Origin of the sequence: Planktothrix serta PCC 8927 (genome assembly GCF_900010725.2) — a bacterium.
Classification (GTDB): Bacteria; Cyanobacteriota; Cyanobacteriia; order Cyanobacteriales; family Microcoleaceae; genus Planktothrix; species Planktothrix serta.
The window spans coordinates 155,907-176,468 of record NZ_LR734832.1 but is presented as its reverse complement, the minus strand read 5'-3'; the positions used below and the strand labels follow the sequence as shown (position 1 = coordinate 176,468).

Genomic DNA, 20,562 nt, shown 5'->3' with positions numbered 1-20,562 from the left:
AACTGATCACTGATCACTGATTCATAAACTCCCATGAACAAGAGTTTTAGACTATTCCAAAAAATCCAGATTTGGGGAGAAAAAAACTCCTATAAAAGTAAACTTCTTTCCGTCGGAATTTTAGCCGTTAACCTGCCTTTAATCGGTTGCACAATTTATTTGATATTTCATCCTCAATTTGCCTTTAGAGGAGAAATTTTTGTGATTCTTTTCCTGTGTACAATTGCCAGCTTTCTTCTATTAAATCGGAAGATTAAGCAAATTGAACAGTCTATTATTATGGCAACAAAAGCCTTAAATTTATATTCCGAAAAAGTAGAAATTTTAGAACTTCCTAGTAGCAATTATCATGAAATTGAGAACCTGTTTAAAGCCATTTACTATACCATTAATAAAACTGAAGAAAAATTTTTAGATGTTGAAAATATTATCTGGTCTCGACAAGAAGAATCTTTTCAGATTATTCTGGAACGAGAAACCGCAGAAACTCATCTTCGCCAATGTTTAGGGATAGCATCTCGCCACCATTTACCCCTATGTATTGCCCTGGTTAGTATTGAGAATATCGATGCTATTAAAAATCCCCATATTTCAACAACTCCACCTCCTGAAATTGTTACTCTAATACAGCAATTAAAACAGCTTTTGCGAGAAAGTGATTGGGTCGCTCATTGGGGAAATAATGAGTTTTTATTAGCTATTTTTTCGGAATTACCCGGAACAAAACTAGCGCTCAAACGGATTTTTAATAATCTTTTTACTCAGGAAGAATCACCCCCAAACTCTCCACCTCAGTTTTATCTGTATATTGGATGTACAACTGTTCAACTGAATGAACACTATCGGGCTTGTATTGAACGCACAAATCAAGCCCTAGAACAAGCTAAAACCACAGGAGAACGTTGTGTTTATTTGTAAGGAATGTTGACGGTTGACTGTTAACAGCCAACAGACAACACATCCTTCTAATTTTTAACTTCCGTCATTTCAATAACACGGCCATCTAAATCTTTAACTAAAAAATTTAAGGGCCTTTCGTTGCGAATTTTATGCTTAACACCTCGCAATTCTACCCGCATGAGAATTTGTTCTAAACAATCTCGATCAAAACATACATGACGTTCTTGATCTTTAGAGCCATAACTTGCTCCCCCAATAATATGTAACTGAGTATTTTTCATCAGTTGATACCATAACCCCTCAGTACCCTGCATTTTAGATGTAGCAGTATTACCAACGCTCGTAGACAGATACAGGGGATCAATTCCCGCCCCTAAAGTTTGTTCATAGTTATAGTAATAATGTAAAGGAACATCTGCCACAGACAGTCCTAATAAACCTTCATAAAAATCTCTGGCTACTTTCAAATCAGAAACCATGATGGTATGAACTTTGGGCGCACTGGTCAAAAACATCCACATCGCCACCGCATAAGCTCCCAACAGCATCACCATCACTCCCTGAGTGGAAAACAGACTGTCAAACAGTTGCACTTCTGGGAAAAACGCACTTAACGGTAAAGAATGAAATGAAAAATCAATTAAATTAATGGCTATTAGCATAAATAAATTCAGAAGTAGGAAACCAATAATCGCCACCGTCGCCAACCCTGAGATCAGCAGCTAGTGATCATGTTAACAAAAAGTTTTACCAACTCCTGTACAATCATCTCTTTTGAACCCAGAGATTGCAGCCGAACCATGAGTAATCAGATTGATGTGTTTGTATATGGTACTCTCAAGCCAGGGGAATGTAACTATCAACGCTATTGTCAGGGACGGGTTATAGCCCAACGTCCAGCGATCGCATTCGGAAAACTTTATGCGCTGTCTCTGGGTTATCCGGGGATGGTAGCAGGGGAGGGTATCGTCCAGGGGGTGATTTTATCCTTTCCCGACCCTAATATTTTTTTAGACCTAGATCAACTGGAAGATTATCAACCTCACCGTCCTCCTGAACAAAATGAATATCAGCGACAACAAATTCCCATATTCAATCTCAACCATCAACCCTTGGGTCTAGTTTGGGCCTATCTGATGGACATGACCAAAGTTCAGTTTTACTCAGGGGTTTTAATTTCTGATGGATGTTGGACAAATCGGGATTAACCTTTCAACAAACTTTAGGGGGACTCTGATCTCTAGTCCCCCCTTGTCAGATCATAAGAAGAAACCACCTAAACCAATGGTTTGATCTTGTACACCATAAAAATCTGTGGTGTAAATGCTAAAGAGTAAAAAATTTTGTCTGCGAGTATAACTACTGAGCATTGCAGCACTCACTCCGGGGGGCACATTTTTCAAAGTCGTGCAGGACAACTGTTGCTGCTGACAGGCTGAATCTTTTAATTGCCAGGTCAGGTGTTCTAAATAACTTTCCTTGCTGGGATTAGTGATAGCCATTAACCCTGTAATTGCTACAGCCATGATAATCGGACGATTTTGTTTTTTGCTCTGAGTCTCCATGCTTTTCTCCATTAAATAAGTTGATCAGTGATGGATTGCTTAACCTAATTCCGATCTGGGTAATTGTCGTTGACAAGGGAGTTTCGGCGTACTATTATTGATAACTAGAATGTTGTCAAAGTTTCTCTGATTTCTTGTTAATTTTTATCCCAAATAAATTAGAGGGAGCTTTTTCAACATTAGTAATAAATCCCAAACTCTCAGCTACGATCAATTTTTATATTTGTCTTTAGTATAGGCTGAGATCTGACTATTGATTTCATCAAAAATCTTGGTTTATTCATTATTTATACTTTTCTGTATTCAGGCATAAATGATGTATAAATGATGAATTATAAACCCTATTTTAAGGATTATACCCATTGACAAAATATAAAACGGGGTTCAAAATGTTATTTTAAAGATGATTGGGATCAAATAGTTAAATCCAATTGACCACAAAATCTTTTTTGTTTGGTGCAAGAGTATGAGTGATAGTTTGGACAATCGTTCTAAGTTAAAAAAATATATCGATCAATTAACTGATGAAGATCAACAATGGTTTGAAGTTTTAGCCCAGTATTTGATCCAGAAAGGATGGACTGCTGATTTTCCAGTGAGTCAATTCTTAGCAATATTGCAAGCGAATCAACTTCATTTTTCAGATGAAAATAAACCTCGGCGTTTTTTAGATGACTTGGAAAAAAATGGAATCATTGAAATTAAACGAGGAAAAGCTAGACGACCCAATAGAGTTACTCTTAAATTCTATATGTACAGAGGGCCTTCTTTAGAAGGATGCGTTCCCTTAGACAGTCCTCTTTATATCAAGAGAAGTACAGACTCTATTTGCGAATCTTATTTAGAGCAAAGTATGAAACCGGGGAAAACGGCTGCTTTTCTGAAGATAAAGGCTGCCAAACACACAGGTAAAACATCTTTATTAATTCGATTACAAAACCATGCTAAAAACAAAGGATGGTCTGTAGGTTATGTAGACTTAGAAAGCAGTCAATTTTCCCAAAATAATCAACAATTATTTGATCAGGTAGACAGCTTTTTAGATCGATTTAGAGAAATCGTTTATCAAGCTTATCAAATAGAGGGAAGTTCCCGATCTAATCTACTAGATAGATTAACTTCTGGTGTTCGATGTACAAGTTACTTAGAACAGCAAGTTTTTACAACCAGTAAAAAACCGCAGCTATTATTAATTGATGGCATTGATCAGATTTATGGTAAAGAAGTCCAAGATGAATTTCTTTGGTTGTTGCGGACTTGGTATGAGGAAAAAATGAAAAATTTGCCAGGAAAAACTGTTAAATGGCCTAGTATTGTGATTGCTTATTCTACAGAACCCTATTCCCAGTCTAATTTTAGAGAATCCCCTTTACAAAATGTCGGTACATCCATAGACTTAGATGATTTTATAGCCGATCACCTATTAGGATTATCGGAAATTTATGGTTTAGAATGGTGTGAAGGAGTAGAAAATGCTAATAAACTGATGAACTTACTAGCAGGACATCCTTATCTCGTGAATTTGGCACTTTATGATATGGCTATCCATAATATCAACATAGATGATTTTCAAACCCAGGCAACTTTACCCCCTTATAAACCTTTTAATAACCATCTGCGAAGATACTTAGATATTTTGAACAACAATGAAGATTTAAAACAATGTTTTATTAAAATTATCAAGGGTGAAACTATACAATTCAATGACTTGATACCCGAAAACTTAGCTAAGTTAGGTTTAATTAAATTTCAATCAGGTAAACCCAAAGTTCGCTGTGAACTTTATAATATTTACTTCAAAAATTATTTAGGACTATAGAATTATGCAACTTGATAACTATTTTTCTTGGAAAGGTGGAACTTTAGAAGATGATCAAACTTATGTTGAAAGAAAAGCTGATCAAGACTTATACAATTTTAGCCAAATTATTCATCGAGGAAAGCGAGTTTGTTTCGTACTTGCACCCCGACAAATGGGGAAATCAAGCTTAATGAATCGTACTGTTAACCGTCTTCGTCAGGACAATATTGCCTGTGTTATGGTTAATCTTCATGGTTTAGGAAAAGTTAATCAAGAAGAAGATTTTTGGTTTACTCTGTTGTACAGAATATGTGTTACTAGACCCAACTCAGAAACTTTAGCATCCCAACTGTTAGAATTTTGGGAAAACCATAAAAGATTGCTACCAAGTGAAGTTTTTACTCTTTTTTTGGTGGATGTAATTTTATCTAACTTAATAGAAAGTAAACTCGTAATTTTCCTAGACGAAGTTCAATCTCTGATTCGTTGGGACTTACAAGATACATTCATCAGATATATTAGAGCAATTTCTGATAATGTTGAAAATCCTGTTCTTAACAAGTTGAGTTTTGTTTTACTCGGAGTCGCAAAACCTTCAGAATTTACCCAAGATAGTGATGCGAATCTCAATCTAGGAACCAAAACAGAACTCGATTATTTATCAGGAGATTGTCTTCCCCTGCAACAAGGATTCAAACCCATTACCTCCGAACCCAAACCGTTAATAGATAGAATTTTATACTGGACAGGAGGGCAACCCTTTTTAACCCAGTTTGCTTGTCAATTATTAATTGAAAATTTGCGTCCGCCTTTAAGTAATAATCCAGACCTAGATGTTGATTCTATTATCAATAAATATTGGTTGAGACAATGGAAAGATAATGATCCCCAATATCATTTTCAAGGAATAGAAAATTTATTTCTCAAAATCAATCCTGAGCAAATCTCTAAAAAAATTCAAGTATTAACGCTTTATGAAAAGATTTTAAATCAAAACAAGATTAACTTTAGAGCCAGTGATGAAAATCAAGCGGATTTGCTGATGTCTGGATTAGTGGTTAAATCCTCTAAAGAAAAAGTGGCTCAATTAAAAATAGCTAATCCAATTTATCAGCAAATCTTTAATTATGAGTGGATAGATGAAATTCGGGAAAAACTCGCCGGAGGAACGTTACAAACAGACGATGAACGAGAAGATGAGATAGAAAATAGCAATATTGAACGATTAGAAAATTCTGCCCTAATCAAGAAAGCCTTAAAAGTATTGGCGAAAAGTCTAAGACCTTTTGTTGACAAACAAATGTCTAAATCTCTAGGGGAAGGATGGAAAAATGTTCCTGAAGTTAGAAAAATCATTCGTCCTGATGACGAGCAATCTCCTATCACAGTTTTAGATTCTCAAAAACTACTTAAATTAATTGCTAATCACTGGAATCCTGTTTTCAGTCGAGTGCTAAGTCTTAAACAGAAAAACTGGGTTTATGAACTCCTGACAACCCGAAATGAAGAAGCACACGAAGTTGAATTTGATGACAAAATGACCGAGCGAGCGCTGGATACAATGGAGTGTTTACTTAGAGCAATTGGGGCGACGGATGAAGCAGCCATAATTGATGGAATAAAGATGAATAAATTTCCTCAAATGAGGAAAACCGCATATTCCAATATCCCAAAAGATGCGATAAAGTCAGAATATAAATCTAATACAGATCAACAGGATAATTATTTTATGGATAGAGCTATTCGCATCGCTAGTATTATAGAAAAACGTCAACCACAGGCAAAAAAAGCTCGTTCTATTATTGCTAATTTGCAATCTATGGATTCACAGTTGGCTAAAATGGAAGCCTATCGCAATCGAACTTTAACTCAAATTGACGATATTCCTGTGATTGAGAAACTACGGGTGCTACAATTTGATGGATTGAAAGACAAAGTTAAGCAAATTATTCAAGTCCTAGAAAAGTTAGATAAACGATTTTCTCGTAAGACTTTAACCATTGCTTTTGTCGGTCGTGCTGGACAGGGAAAAAGTCGTTTCATTCAAGCTTTAACGGGACTAACTGCTGTTGAAGTTCCCGACGGAAGTATGAACAATTGTACGGGGGTGCGCGTTACTATTTCTCATTGTTTAGACCGAGCTACCTTTGGGGAGGTATACTTTCACACAGAAGCCTCATTCTTAGAAGATAATATTTACCCCTACTATGACTTTTTAGACTTAGGAACTAAGCCAAAAAATTTATCAGAATTTATTAATAAACCCCTTCCTAAGTTGGAACTCCAAACCTCAGAAGCCAAGGCACTCTACGATCATTTGAACAAGTGTTATGATCATCACAGTAGTTACGACAGTTTACTACAAGAGTCATCACCGAAACAGATTTCACGAGAAGAAATTAGAAAATATGTGGCTCAAACTGATGAAGCTAATCACAAAACTTCTTTTAATTATCTAGCAGTGCAAGAAGTCAAAATCTTCTGTGAATTTCCCTATCATGATGTGGGTCAAATTTCCTTAATTGATTTACCAGGATTAGGAGATACCGTATTAGGAGATAGACAAAGACTTCGTAAAAGTCTCGGACAAGATGTGGATTTAGCTCTGTTTATTTATATGCCAGGAAATAGAATTCTTCAAGAAGAAGACTATAAACTTTATGATACCGCTAGTTCGGCATTAACTGAATTACCGATTAAGAAATGGTCGTTTATGGTTCTTAATCGAGTTAATAATCCCCAACCAGGGATAGCAGAAAATGGCGAACACTGTGAACAAACCAAAACTCGAATTGAGACTGAAGGACGGATTCAAGTTGCTCGTTGTCTGATTGCTAATTGTGCTGAAAAAGATGAAGCTGCTGGGGTTTTAAACCAAGTTCTCGACTATTTAGAAACCCATATTTTAGACCTAGATGGAGAATATGCTGCCATTGTTAATCGGGAGTTAAAACAACTGCAAACAGAAATTAGTTCTTTCTTAGAAAAAGCTCGTCACGCTTTCGTCGCTAGTCCTAAATCGGGGAGTGAAGTGGCAATTTTTAGAGATTCATTCAAGGAGGTTGATGGCGCGATGACAAAAGGTTTAATCAAACTGGTTGAAGATTTACGCCCCGAACAGTTGGATGCCTCTAGCAATAAAAAAGATGCTGAATTCTTTGCCACACTTATTGATTCATTGATTAACAAATGTAATCAAGATACAGGAATTCCTTCACAAGAAGAAATCCGAAAAATGTACTATAGAACAGGTGCTGATCGAACTTGGATCGGAATTTTTCTAGCTTGTTTAAATACTCTAAGAACGCATTTAAGAACACACTTTAGATCGGCAGATAATGGCTTAAAAGAGTATGTAGATCAAGCTAAAGTTAAAGTAGCAGATATTTTTACCCAAACCAGTCTAGGAAACTTAACTTCTGCTAGAGGCACAGAATTTCTTGAGTTTATGGCAACAGAAATTCCGGCTCATCATGAAGTTCTGAAAACAGCATTTCAGAGCCTTGTATCTTTTGAAATGTCATACCGTTCCAATTTTCAACACAGAATTCTTAAGGCATTAGAACAACTTGACCCTAAGCAGAAAGGAGACGTCTTTTCAGAGGCAGGTAAAACTGAGGAGGAACTTCTTAAGGTAATCCATCAAGTGCTGACCGTTTTTCACCGAAATACAGTTTGTGCTTGTCGAGAAGCATTAGAAAAATTTGAAGGAGAACCGAGTTTAGCTGCGTTTGCAGTGATTGATGAATTTGTGGATGAAATGGTTCGCTCTAAGGATGTGAACGAGCAATGGTACGACTTTATGAGAGAGAGAAGTTCAGAAATTTGGCCGAATAAATTTGGTCAACAAGTCGGTTTAGAAAAGCGAGAATGGGAACAATTAGTTGAACAAGCAATGACGGCTAATAAAGTAGAATTAATTTAGCGATCGCTACTGTTAAAATATGTTAGAAATCAGGAGAATAATTCAATGTCTAATTTAAAGTTGAAAGTGGCTATGCTGGGGCCTAGTTCCGTCGGAAAGACCAGTCTTTTAGCTGTGATGTATAAATTTTTTAGTGAAACCACTGCACCCACTGAACTGAGATTATCAACTGATCCTGAAAGTGAAGGAATTCTTGAAGAGCATTATCAAGATCTTCTGAAAATGATTAAAGATTTTGGTGTCACGGATCAAGGAATGACAGCAACAGAGGAACCTAGAGATTTTAGTTTTACCTTGGGTCGAAAAGATTGGTTAGGTAAACGCGCATCATTAGAATTAGAATTTATTGATGTTCCTGGGGAATATTTCGGTCCCAAGGCATCGACGAAACAGAAAGAATTTTGTTTGGATGTTGTGGCGAATAGTGGAGCCGTGATCATTACCATTGATACTTTAGCATTAATGATGGGAGGTGGACGTTTCAATGAACAGTTGAATCAACCAAAAGACATCACTGAATTAATTGAAACCGCCTATCAAAATATTTCTGAACCTCGCTTGGTTATTTTTGCTCCCGTCAAGTGCGAAACTTTTTTACAAAATGGTAAAGATCCGGCAGAATTGGGAAAAGCTCTTAAAAAAGAATACGGGGAATTAATTACAAGAGTTCTTGCACCGAAAGTTAAAAATGTAGCTGCTGTCCTTACTCCTGTAGAAACCATTGGTTGTGTAGTTTGTGGAGGATGGCAAGATAAAAATGGGTATTTTGAAAAATGGTATCTCAATAAACTTCATGTTGATGATCCCATGCAAACCCGATATGCTGATCAACCTTTGCGATATTTATTGCTGTTTTTAATAAAACAATATATTGATCAGCAAAATGGATTTTGGTCTAAATTCAATGATTTCTTTCAGAAATATGATGATCTCAAAGAATCTTTGAGAAGATTCGCGTCAGGTTGCCGTAGAGTCACCCCCTTTGAGATTTTGCAGGGACATGATTTTTTCAAAATCAATCGTTAAATTTAGACAAGGAGCAAATTATGGATATCTATATTCGGAGTCGGGGTTTTGAACAAAACAATGGTTATTGTTGGTTGCAACTCACAGATACAGGTCAGGAACGAGTTGATGAACTTCCGAATCAATTTGAAGATGAATCAATCAATCTGATTTACAGTGAAAGTCCCTCAGTGGTTATTTCACGGAGAGAGGGTCTTTTGTTACTCCTAATTACCGCTATTCACCCCCAAGGGCGCAAGGATTTTTCAGCCAGACCGATTCGGATTTCTGTGGCTTGGATTGCTGAAGATTCTGATGAAATTGAACCCGTCTTTCGGATGTTAGCGGCTAATGCTTTAGATGAGGAAGATAACCCTTTACTAACCGAAAAAATTAGTCAAGCTGTAACATTAGGGGGAGAGGATGGTTTTCTGGGAAATTTTCAAGAATTACTCAATTTAGCTGATCCTCAGAATATAGAAGAAAGAATTCAAAACCAACCCTTGTCACCTGACCAAGAGTTAAATAAGTTAGCTAAAATTTCATCAGAAATGAAACAATTACTGGCTGAAGAAATTAGAGAATATTGTCTTCCCAAAAGAAAGGAAGTTCTTCTCGTATCTACGGGAATCAAAAAAGAGGAAACTTTCAGGGAGGCTCAGGTTTGGCGAGGTCTATCTTCCCTAGTTAAATCAGAGCAACAATGGTGGATTTACTATCCCTTTCCTGACTCCTATCCATTGCCAGAAATTGAAGGATTTTGGGAATCTTTAGATTTTAAATTCAAATTTAAGTTTTTTAAGTTTATCTTAGAAAAGAAAACGTTTTCCCAAGCGTGGTTTATTAAATTAATTGAGTCTCAAGTCAATATGAGAACTCAAGAAAGGAGTTCATCACTTGAAAACGATGTTTAACTTCCTAAAACACCTGGTAGAAATCATCCAACGTCTTAACAGTTACTATTACTATTCCCATGGAATTAAAGGAACTGTTTTACCTGTTAATGCGGCCAATTATGTTAAGCGGGAGGTAGATGTTCAAGTTTATGAATTCATCAAAAATTATGAGCAAAAATTCCCAGTTTGCTATGTTTTTGGGCTTCCTCAAAGTGGAAAATCTAGTTTAAGGTTAAGAACTGCTAAAAAATTAGAGGAGGAAGGTTACATTAGCATATCTCTATCCGCCCAAACTTTGAGTTCTCCTGTAACAGAAGATTTGTTTTACTCCCATTTAGTGCAGGAAATTAGTTACAGATTCAAACAATTTGGTGCAGAAGTCGTTTTAGAGTTACAGTCATTTTGGCAAACCTTAAAGGAGCAATCTTATGAGATCAAATTTCCAGAATTTATTCGGCAGACAATTCGGTTTTCTAAGAACAAGACGTTAGTTATTTTCTTAGATGATAGCCAAAATCTAGCCGAATGGGAGGGACTCCGAACCTTTTTAGAGAACCTTTGCATCCCTAATTTTGTACTTGTGCTGTTCGGAAATGTCCATCCTAGTAAAGTTTTACCCCTTAAAAACTCTGGCCAAAATCCGATAACCGTGTTTGAGATCTCACCTCTTGAGGGTGAATGTCCACCCCTGCAAGCAAGATTGAGAGTAGTGAGTCGAAATCCCCAAGCCTTATTTCAAGATATTTTGACTTGGACAGGGGGGCAACCTTTCTTAACACAGTTTTTGTGTTCTTTTGCGGTTAAATGGCTTAAAATAGAAAATCATAATGCTACCGAGCTACTGAGAACCTTAGTCCAAGAAAAGATAGTTCAAAAGTGGACAAGCCAACCTGTACTTGTCTCTCACTTTCAGGCTATTGAGGATTATTACATTCAAGGAGACCCCAGGGTAGCAGAAATCCAATTCTTAGCCCTAGAAATTTACAAGCAAGTTCTCCAACACCCAAAGTCTACTCAGTTTTCTGAGCAAAGTTTGGCCCAAAGAGAATTGCTGGTCTCAGGATTAGTAACAAAATGTGGTGAATTTCTGGATGTTGCTAATCCTATCTATGGAAACGTTTTTGATCTAAATTGGATCGAAAAAATACAAAAAAAACTAAATTCTGGGAGATTGATGATGACACTTAATCTATCTATTTATGATCGAGATTGCTTTTTTCTGGTTTCTAAAGGAGCATCAATGACAAATCCCATTGCAGCTAGAGACCCAAGAGAGCGTTATTATGCTATTAAAGATTCAGTTAAGGGACATATTGCGGAAGTTTTAAGAGTTAGTCCAGGTGCTGAATCTAAAAGAGTTAGTGATAAAGCAACTCTGGCTTTTTTTAACATTAATAAAGTAGCCCGGAATAACTACAATATTACAGATCATAATCAAGTTGATACCCACTTTAATGCTAACACTCCCGCAGGTGATGCTTTTATTACTCCAACCTTTAAGGGTTTAATGGATAAGTGGTTTGAAGCACGCTCAGAAGATCGAGGAGGTATTGTATTTATTTATACTGATGGGGAATTCACTGATTTTGATCAATTTGTTGCAGAAATTAAAAATCAATGTAAAAAACTTAAAAACCACAGTTACTTAAAAATTTTAATTGTTGGAGTTGGAGAGGCAATTCAATCCCCTGTAGCAGTCGAGAAATATTTTAAACTCGATCTCAACGGTTATGGTTTTGAAGATCACTATGGACATCCTTGCAATGTTGTGATCTTTAACCGCCTAGAATCTGTTAATGAATACGGTGCTATTCAGTCTATACTTGAACAGCTAGTTGAATGCCCAGAAGTAGGAATGCCAGATTGGTTGCAAGAGGAATATCCTGATATTTATGAAAACTTAAAACGTGAATACGATCTTCCTTAACTTTCTATTCTGAACTAAAATAAACAGCGATCGCTCTTTCTTTAAGATCCTATATCTTTCATTAATCCTGAAAGACTGATCCTTGAAAAAGCGATCGCTATTTTTAATTAATTAGTAGGTGTGGAAACCGCAGCTTTAGGAATTGGAATAATCGGTTGATCCACGCTAATACTAACCGCGTTAGGATTAACAATTGGGATCAGAGGTTCATTCAAGGCAATTTGTAGGGGTTCGGAATAGTTCAAATTTTGAGATTGAGCCAACATCGAAACTCGTCCCCAATTTCCTGAAATACCGCCTGAAATTGTCATCACCAATAAAGCTGCGATCGCTGTTCCTCCCCAAGTCGCCATCACCCGAGTTCTCTGATTTAAACGTTGGAAAACACGGGTGGCGAGTTGTTGCACCGAGGGATGAGAAGCCGGAACAGGAGCCGATTGTAAACGAGAACGGAGTTGGAGTAGTTGTAAGTAAATTTCTTTAATTTGGGGATCAGTATCTAGCCAAGCTTGAACTTGACGGCGTTCTGAAACCGTTGCTTCTCCATCTAGGTAGGCACTGAGGATTTGAAATTGTTGAGGGTCAAGATGATCTAATGTAGGAGTTAGAGGATCTGAGTGTTCCCCAGATAGATGTCCCTGAATGGTTGAGTTAATTTGTGGTTCAGGCTCAAAATTGTGCTTCATCGGAACACCCCCATTCACCAAGTATGCAATTCGACATGAAATTAGACAGATTTAATTGAAATTATCCTTGGGGTAAAAGCTATGAAAAATTGGGGTTTCAACCTATATAACTATTGTATCGGTATTACCCACAATTGCATCCGCTCACCCGCCAATTTTTTAGGGATTCAGATAAACTTGTAGGTCAGCTTGTAAGCGTTGACGCGCTCTGGCGATTCTCGATTTCACTGTTCCCAGGGAAACCCCGGTCATTTCAGCAATTTCTTCATAAGCTAATCCTTCAATTTCCCGCAAAACAATGGTCGTGCGGAATACTTCGGGTAAATCAGCGATCGCATCATGAAGATGGCTATAAAATTCACGGGTAGCCATATCTTCATCCGGGCCAGGACTATCGGCAGCAATTTCCCAGTCCATTTCTCCATCTTCAATATTGCGCGGTGCATCTAAAGACAGAGGCGGTTTGACCCGTTTGCGCTTGCGGAGTTCGTCATAAAATAAATTAGTAGCAATCCGGCTTAACCATCCCCGAAACTTTGCTGGCTCTTGCAGACGTTTAACATTGCGATACACTCGAATCCAGACTTCCTGGGCTAAGTCTGCTCGATCTTGCCAATCTGGAGCCAGATGGTAAAGAATCTTATCAACATGGGATTGATAGCGACGAAGTAGTTCTGTGAAGGCGGCTCGATCTGGACAGACTCCCAGTTGACAACGCAAAACTAAATCAGAGTTTGACAGTTGTTCAAGGGGTAATTGCTCTAGGGGGATAGAGACGTCAGCCTTAGACCAAGAGATAGGTATGGATTGGCTCATGGGTGGAACTCGGTTGATGAAAGATTCCGTTAGTTGATGACGCGACCCGGATTGATGGTGTTCCTCGGTTTAAACTCCTAAAGAGTGATGATACCGGGAATAGAGAATCAGTTTTTTCACCTAACGGGTGTTTTTCACTAATCTTAGGGGAATTTTTATCCCTTGTCATGAAAAATTTCTCATCAAATCCGGGAAATCAGCAATTAGTAATCAGTTATGAGTTATGAGTAAAGAAGTGGACAGTTGATTAACTCTTAACTCTTGCACTGATAACTGATTACTGATAACTGATTACTGTATTAGATATCTAAATCCGTCAAATTCAAGCGGGGAGCATGGGTTTCAATAAACTCCCGACGAGGAGCAACGCGATCGCCCATTAACACGGTAAAAATCCGATCTGCTTCCGCCGCATCTTCAATTTCAACCCGTTTAATCATCCGAGTTTCTGGGTTCATGGTGGTTGTCCAAAGTTGTTCGGGCATCATTTCTCCTAACCCTTTAAACCGTTGAATATTGTAGTTAGCATTGCTGGGTAAACTACTCAAATAGTCCTGCAATTCTCGCTCATTATAACAATATTGATGGTTCCGTCCCCGTTCCACTTTGTACAAGGGAGGACAGGCAATATAAATATAGCCTTGATCCACTAATTCCCGTTGATAACGATAGAAAAATGTCAGTAACAAAGTACGGATATGGGCGCCATCAACGTCCGCGTCTGTATTATGACAACAAAGTCCTCCAGTTCCACAAATAAAGTTTTCATCCCCCTCAACCGAGAAGTCATAAACATAGTCTCCGACTAATTCAATTTCCTCGGCAGCAATGACTTTTAATCCCATTAAATCTTCACTAATGGGTAAATAATCCATCGGTTTCTGCATCGGAAGTTGTAAATAAGCATTGAGTTTTTCTGCCCCTAAATGACGTTGCCAAATTAACCGACAACTTTCTAGTTGTTGTTTGCCACAAAGGGTGAGGGTGTAATAGGAATGACGGGTTTGGATGGAAGCTGTTTCATGACATTGAGGTTGATGTTCACTGGTACTAATAATTAACCCCAATTGTCCGAATAAATACAGTAATCCTTCTTTTAAGGAATGGGAATTGGTCGTCCAAGAAATATTCGCCCCACTGGTGGTACCATCCCCTAAGAAATACCCCTCTAAAAAGGCAAGCTGCAAGGGTTCAGTGACGGAGAAAACAAGATCGGGAATGGGTTTTTCATGAGCTTTTTTCCCTAATCCCCATGCTTGTAAAAGTCGGGCAGCCATCACACTATTAAAATAGAGTTTAATGCCTTGACTTTCGGGATCATTATAACGACGTGGCGTTTCCCCAAAAACCGCTTGAATTGCCGTGATTAATTCAGGGATAAACCGTTCATCTTTTGTGCCTAAATTCAGGCTAACTTGATGTTTAGATAAGGTTCCTTCTGCCACATACCAACCCAAAAACCACATTAATTCTGATGTAATGGGTAAATAACGATCAAAGGCTTTATTCTGGTGCGCTTGAGGAACAATTTTCAGGTTATCTCCCAACTGAATTAACTCACTGGGTGTGAAATATTCAAAGGGTTTGTAATCACTAACTTCGCGCCAACGAGCATTTTTACTGCTGTCATTTTGAGTTAGAAGTTGATTAATTTTAGAAGGGAGGGTTTGGTAAACAACATTTTCATTCCCTCCAATGGCTTCTAAATAATCTAAGAAGTTAGACAAAATCGGTCGATTAATCCCCCGTTCCCAGTGACTAATAGTAATCGCTTGTTTGACTCCAATAGCATTCGCTAATTGCTGTTGAGTTATGCCTAATGATTGACGTTGAGCAATTAACTCTTGCCAGGCGTTATCCTCTAATTCCACCCGTGCTTCACTTAATAATTCGGGTTTTTCAACTTTCGCTAAAATCCGGCGACTGGCAATTTTACGAACATCTTCTCCTTGCAAATATAACGATTGAGTTACACCCGCTTCATAGAAAGTTCGGAGTAAATCAATGGGAGTTTGGGGTTCCGTTGAACGCGGTAAACGACGGCTGGCTACTAACCAATCTCCGGGTTTAACTTCATTGCCTTTTTTGAGTTTGACTTCCCCATTTTCATAAACAAAAACACTATGGGAAGATGTCACTTTAATTTGACGATTATAGCGAGTTTTCAGTTGATACATGGGTTCTTCATGTCCATGACGAATCACTGCTTTAATCGGACGAAAACGAGTGGCGTGAGTAACTGGATCAAAGGCAATTACTTGATAGCGTTCTGGGGTGCGTTTTCCGGCAATACATTCATCAATAAATGTGCCAATTTCTACGAATTCTGTTTTGCCACTATCCTCCATTACTAGCGTTGGTTCGTCTCCAGCAACGCTCATAATGATGACTTTATGATAACGCAATTGAGAGGCATCGAATTCTTCTCCTTTAATCCCTAAGCCCAAGGCGGTAATTAAGGATTGAATTTCATTGTTTTTGTAGATTTTGGCATCATCAGTTTTCTCAATATTCAGGATTTTTCCGCGTAAAGGAAGAATGGCTTGGGTGCGGCGATCGCGTCCTTGTTTAGCACTATTATGTACAAAGATACCCGCCGATAAAGCAAAGTTATGACTATGAGGAACTTCAATATCATAAACATCCTGCCCTTCTTCTAACCATTCAATGGAAACGACCCGATGGTTATAGTTCCGAATTGCCATGCGAGTTGCGACTTCATCCCCTTCAAAATAGCGATCGCAAAACGTTTTAAAGGTCAATATACTATTATCTTTTTGACGTTTGCGATAGTTTTCGTACTTGTCAACGTCCATATACCCATAATGGGAATAGACTTTATACAGCGCAGCCAGTGTTTTGGCATAATAGGTTTCATCTAACGCTTGACGACGTTTTTTGCGAAACTCTCGTGTCCATTGTTCCTTGGTTTTTTCCCGTCGCCATTCCAAGAGATTTTCATCTTCCCATTGTTTTTTTGCTGCTTCAGAATAAGCTTGTCGAAGTTCAGGATTATCGGCAAAATATTGTCGCACTCGTTCTGCTTGTTTCAGGCGATTTTCTTCATGGCTCCAATATTCCTGTTGCGCCTGATATAACATTTCATTATTTTCTTGGCGATACTCCTCATTACTTTCATAAAACTCTCGCCATTTCTCTGCCATATAAGCTTTATATTGCTCATCTTCCCATTGGGCTTTAGCCTGTTCTGACAGAATTTGTCGGGTTTCAGGTTGCATCATCCGTTGCTTCATAAATTCTCGGAATTCTGCACTTTGATGCACTTGACGGCTTTTTTCAATGACATCAGGACGATGTAAGGTTTTTTCTAAATGGGCGCGATGTAAAGCGAAATGGTCTTGGGCTGGTAAGCGTTGAATATTGGTGGGATTATTGTTGCGTTTATTAAAATCAACATGGTGACGATGATTTCCCTCAGACGCTTGATAAACCCCCTGTTTTAAGTTATAAAAATCCGCTAATAAATGGGTATAAATCCATTTATCATAACCGGGGTTCCAAACCATTTCATAACCGTTTAATCCTCCATCTATCCCTTTCTGAGAAATTTTTCGATGAAATGGCATCAAGGAATCTTCTGGGGTTAATTTTGCTGCCGCTTTATAACTCCCGTCACGTAACATAAAGGGGTGATCAGGAGTACAAATCAGGGTTTCTCCATTATCTAAAGTTAATTTCACGACTTGGGCATCTTTTTTGGTCAGTCGTGCATTAATAATGCGTTCAATGGCAATATTGCCACTTTGATTAATGGTGTAGCAAAAATGCTCTTTCCCCTCAGCTTGTTCATCGACAATCTCTTTGATAGTTTTTTCCAATCCATCGGCAAGTGATATATAAGTAAAACTAAACAAACAACCGCCGGCGCTGTCGCCTTCGACTAAGAAAATCTCCGATTCTTCGGGATCACGGGTGCTGCAATCGGCTAATTTACCGGGCAAAGGAGAGGATTCTAAGACCGATTTTCGACGGACTAAATCCCGTGCGCGGCGAGCGGCTTCTGCGGCTTTAAATGCTTGAATAGCCTTCTCAATTACCGCATCAGCAATTCCTGGATTAAATTCCAAATACTCGGTTAAAGCTTCCCCCACCAAGGAGTCAACAATTCCCCGAACTTCTGGATTTCCTAATCGGGTTTTGGTTTGTCCTTCAAATTCAGGATCGGGAACTTTCGCAGAAATAATGGCGGTTAAGCCTTCTCTAATATTTTCCCCGCCTAAATTAGGCTCTCCTTCTTTGAGTTTATTCCGTTTGCGAGCCATCGCATTTAAAGTTCGAGTCAAAACGGTTTTTAACCCTTCTAAATGGGTGCCCCCATCGATGGTTCTAATATTATTAGCGAAGCCTAAAACCGTATCACTATAGGCATCGGTACACCACTGCAAGGCGACTTCAATTTGAACATTATTCCGTTCTCCAGAAATATAAATAATATCTTCATGGAGGGGTTGTTTATCGTTGTTCATATAGGCGATATACTCCCTAATTCCGCCTTGATAACAGTAGGTTTCTATCCGGGGAGTTTCCCGTCTTAAAAATTCTAAACGACTATCTGTCAGAGTAATTTTAACTCCCGCATTCAAATAGGCGAGTTCGCGTAAACGCGAAGCAATCGTATCACAATCAAACTCAATTCCACTGGTAAAAATTACAGTATCAGGTAAAAAGCAAACGGATGTTCCGGTTCGAGCTTCTTTGATCGGTTTTGAGGTAAGTTCGGTCACGGGAGTTCCCCGCTCAAAGCGTTGGCGATATTCTTTTTTATCCCGAAAAACCGTAACTTCTACCCATTCTGATAAAGCGTTAACAACGGAAACCCCGACCCCATGTAAACCCCCCGAAACTTTATAACCGCCTCCGCCAAATTTTCCTCCGGCGTGCAGAACGGTTAACACGGTTTCTAACGCAGACTTTCCGGTTTTAGAATGGGTATCAACGGGGATACCGCGACCATCATCGATAACGGTGACAGAACCATCGGCGTTGAAATCAATTTCGATGTGGGTACAATAGCCAGCCAGCGCTTCATCGATCGCATTGTCTACAACCTCGTATACTAAATGGTGGAGTCCTCGCGGCCCGGTGGAACCAATGTACATTCCAGGGCGTTTGCGAACGGCTTCCAAACCTTCAAGAACTTGAATTTGGTCGGCGCTGTAATTGCTGGTCATTTGATCACGACTCCAGTATTGATAAAGTAAAAACGTCCCTTATGGCGTTTTTACAGTAAAATGGCAAAACTTTCAAAAATTGTAGCACAAATAGGTTGGAGACGATTGTAGGGCATTCTCAAAACAAATTTGGACAGGGGATGCACTTGATACAGTCTGTTATCCGTGATCGGCTGAAGAGGAGGACAGTTGACTATTTCTACAATACCACAACCCCCTCGGTTAATTGTAATCTGCGGTGCAACGGCGACGGGGAAATCGGGGTTGGCAATCCAGTTAGCGGAACGTTTGGGGTCTGTGATTTTGAGTGCAGATTCTCGGTTGGTGTATCGAGAGTTTGATATTGGCACCGCTAAACCGACGGTGGCAGAACGTCAGGGTGTTCCCCATTATTTGATTGATATTTGTGAACCGACGGAGATTTTAACAGTAGCAGATTATCAGGATCAAGCGCAACAATTGATTGTGAATGCTTCTAAATCTCTACCCTTATTGTTAGTTGGAGGTACAGGATTATATATTAAATCAATTGTGCGAGGAATGAAAATTCCTAGGGTTGCACCTCATGCAGAATTGCGATCGCAACTTCAAGGATTAGGTCAAGTTCAATGTTATCAAATGTTAAAACAAATTGATTCGATCGCAGCGCAAAAAATTCATGCTAACGATCAAGTTAGAACTTTACGAGCCTTAGAAGTTTATTATATCACAGGTCAGCCTATTTCTGAACAACAAGGAGAAAATCCTCCCAAGTATCCGATTTTACAAATGGGTTTACATTGTGAAACAGAAGCATTAACCCATCGGATTCAAAAGCGAACGGAAAATATGATCGAAAAGGGATTTGTACAAGAAGTTGAACAGTTATGTCAGAAATATGGGACAGAATTATCGTTATTAGAAACGTTGGGATATCAGGAAATTAAACAATATTTAGCTGGAGATATTTCTTTAGAAACAGCCAAGGAATTAATAGTATTACATACCCGACAATTTGCCAAACGACAAAGAACTTGGTTTCGGGCTGTTTCTGAAATTCAATGGTTTGATGCTGATAGTTCTAATTTGTTAGATCAGATTTGGCAAGCTATTCTGTAAGGGGGGTGAAATCATCTTAAAAATTTGTTTAATTTCCCCAAATTGACAGAAAAGTGCTATGATTAAGTTAAAAAATTATCAATGTTGTATACTTATTAAAAGAAGCGATCGCCATTTTCCAAAAACCCGGTTTCTCCCCGTCGCAACTATACCTCGTCAACAAGATTGAAAAAACGAACAATGTTTAAGTTACCGTTAATGGGAATAGTATTATTATTGGGAGGGTGTACATTTTTGTCAGAAATCAACTCAGTTGTAAAGCCCCTACCGCAAGCGACACCCGTTGTTAACTCCAATAATTCTAATCTCGCGCAATTGGAATTATCAGTACATCAACAAGTCAATGATTATCGCGCTTCTAAAAATTTACCACCCTTAAAACTAGACCCTAAAATTAGTGAACAATGTCGTATTCATAGTCAGTTAATGGCTAACGGTCAAGTTCCCTTTGGTCATGGGGGGTCAAAAGCTCGATTTCAAAAAATTCGTCAATTTGTCCGTTGGCAAGAAATTGCCGAAAATGTCGCCTTTAATTCGGGTTATGTTGACCCCGGAAAACAAGCCGTTAAAGGATGGATAGAAAGTCCAGGTCATCAACGGAATATGGTGGGAAATTATGAGTTAACGGGAATGGGTATTGTCAGAAATGCCAAAGGAGAGTATTATTTTACTCAGATTTTTGTAAGAAAAAGATAGCTGGGAATTGATTGATAGCAGTTCGCACTCCTATTTTAACCACAAAGACACAAAG

Annotated in this window: 14 protein-coding genes; 9 read left to right on the top strand and 5 right to left on the bottom strand. The window is 38.4% G+C overall.

Annotation, left to right across the window (positions count from 1 at the left end):
• The first annotated feature begins 33 nt into the window (after positions 1 to 33).
• A complete protein-coding gene (locus PL8927_RS03355; protein WP_083617604.1) occupies positions 34 to 918 on the top strand; it encodes a diguanylate cyclase domain-containing protein in 885 nt (294 codons plus the stop codon).
• Between the two features lie 47 nt (positions 919 to 965).
• Here PL8927_RS03355 and PL8927_RS03350 read toward each other — a convergent pair whose 3' ends face one another.
• Positions 966 to 1,562 carry a VOC family protein gene (locus PL8927_RS03350; RefSeq protein WP_083617602.1) on the bottom strand — a complete coding sequence of 199 codons (597 nt, stop codon included), beginning with the start codon at positions 1,560 to 1,562 and terminating at the stop codon, positions 966 to 968.
• Between the two features lie 138 nt (positions 1,563 to 1,700).
• Between PL8927_RS03350 and PL8927_RS03345 the strand changes: the two genes are divergently transcribed.
• Positions 1,701 to 2,108: a gamma-glutamylcyclotransferase family protein gene (locus PL8927_RS03345; protein WP_197047299.1), complete on the top strand. Its 408-nt coding sequence runs from the start codon at positions 1,701 to 1,703 to the stop codon at positions 2,106 to 2,108.
• Between the two features lie 51 nt (positions 2,109 to 2,159).
• Here the strand turns inward: PL8927_RS03345 and PL8927_RS03340 are convergent, their stop codons facing one another.
• On the bottom strand, positions 2,160 to 2,465 hold the full coding sequence (locus PL8927_RS03340; RefSeq protein WP_197047298.1) for a DUF4359 domain-containing protein: 306 nt from the start codon (positions 2,463 to 2,465) through the stop codon (positions 2,160 to 2,162).
• 466 nt (positions 2,466 to 2,931) lie between these two features.
• Between PL8927_RS03340 and PL8927_RS03335 the strand changes: the two genes are divergently transcribed.
• Genes PL8927_RS03335 through PL8927_RS03315 form a run of 5 tightly spaced genes read left to right on the top strand, consistent with a single transcriptional unit; the run spans position 2,932 to position 12,019 of the window.
• Positions 2,932 to 4,284: an AAA-like domain-containing protein gene (locus PL8927_RS03335; protein WP_083617597.1), complete on the top strand. Its 1,353-nt coding sequence runs from the start codon at positions 2,932 to 2,934 to the stop codon at positions 4,282 to 4,284.
• A 4-nt stretch (positions 4,285 to 4,288) separates the two neighbouring features.
• Positions 4,289 to 8,191 carry a Swt1 family HEPN domain-containing protein gene (locus tag PL8927_RS03330; RefSeq protein WP_083617595.1) on the top strand — a complete coding sequence of 1,301 codons (3,903 nt, stop codon included), beginning with the start codon at positions 4,289 to 4,291 and terminating at the stop codon, positions 8,189 to 8,191.
• Positions 8,192 to 8,236: 45 nt separating this feature from the next.
• Positions 8,237 to 9,217, top strand: coding sequence for a TRAFAC clade GTPase domain-containing protein (locus PL8927_RS03325; protein WP_083617593.1), 981 nt, complete (start codon positions 8,237 to 8,239; stop codon positions 9,215 to 9,217).
• A gap of 20 nt (positions 9,218 to 9,237) precedes the next feature.
• Positions 9,238 to 10,110, top strand: coding sequence for a hypothetical protein (locus PL8927_RS03320; protein WP_083617591.1), 873 nt, complete (start codon positions 9,238 to 9,240; stop codon positions 10,108 to 10,110).
• On the top strand, positions 10,103 to 12,019 hold the full coding sequence (locus PL8927_RS03315; RefSeq protein WP_083617589.1) for an AAA family ATPase: 1,917 nt from the start codon (positions 10,103 to 10,105) through the stop codon (positions 12,017 to 12,019). Before PL8927_RS03320 ends, PL8927_RS03315 begins: the two co-directional genes overlap by 8 nt.
• 107 nt (positions 12,020 to 12,126) lie before the next feature.
• Here PL8927_RS03315 and PL8927_RS03310 read toward each other — a convergent pair whose 3' ends face one another.
• From PL8927_RS03310 to PL8927_RS03300, 3 genes are all read right to left on the bottom strand, one after another.
• Positions 12,127 to 12,705 (bottom strand): anti-sigma factor family protein, encoded by a 579-nt coding sequence (locus PL8927_RS03310; protein ID WP_083617587.1) that lies wholly within the window; start codon positions 12,703 to 12,705, stop codon positions 12,127 to 12,129.
• Positions 12,706 to 12,864: 159 nt separating this feature from the next.
• A complete protein-coding gene (locus PL8927_RS03305; RefSeq protein WP_083617585.1) occupies positions 12,865 to 13,521 on the bottom strand; it encodes a sigma-70 family RNA polymerase sigma factor in 657 nt (218 codons plus the stop codon).
• A 299-nt stretch (positions 13,522 to 13,820) separates the two neighbouring features.
• A complete protein-coding gene (locus PL8927_RS03300) occupies positions 13,821 to 18,713 on the bottom strand; it encodes an ATP-binding protein (RefSeq protein WP_083617583.1) in 4,893 nt (1,630 codons plus the stop codon).
• A 189-nt stretch (positions 18,714 to 18,902) separates the two neighbouring features.
• Here PL8927_RS03300 and miaA point away from each other — a divergent pair, with 189 nt between their 5' ends.
• Complete coding sequence (miaA, locus tag PL8927_RS03295) at positions 18,903 to 19,811, top strand: tRNA (adenosine(37)-N6)-dimethylallyltransferase MiaA (RefSeq protein WP_231505899.1); 909 nt, start codon at positions 18,903 to 18,905, stop codon at positions 19,809 to 19,811.
• A 180-nt stretch (positions 19,812 to 19,991) separates the two neighbouring features.
• On the top strand, positions 19,992 to 20,507 hold the full coding sequence (locus tag PL8927_RS03290; protein ID WP_083617581.1) for a CAP domain-containing protein: 516 nt from the start codon (positions 19,992 to 19,994) through the stop codon (positions 20,505 to 20,507).
• Positions 20,508 to 20,562: the final 55 nt, after the last annotated feature.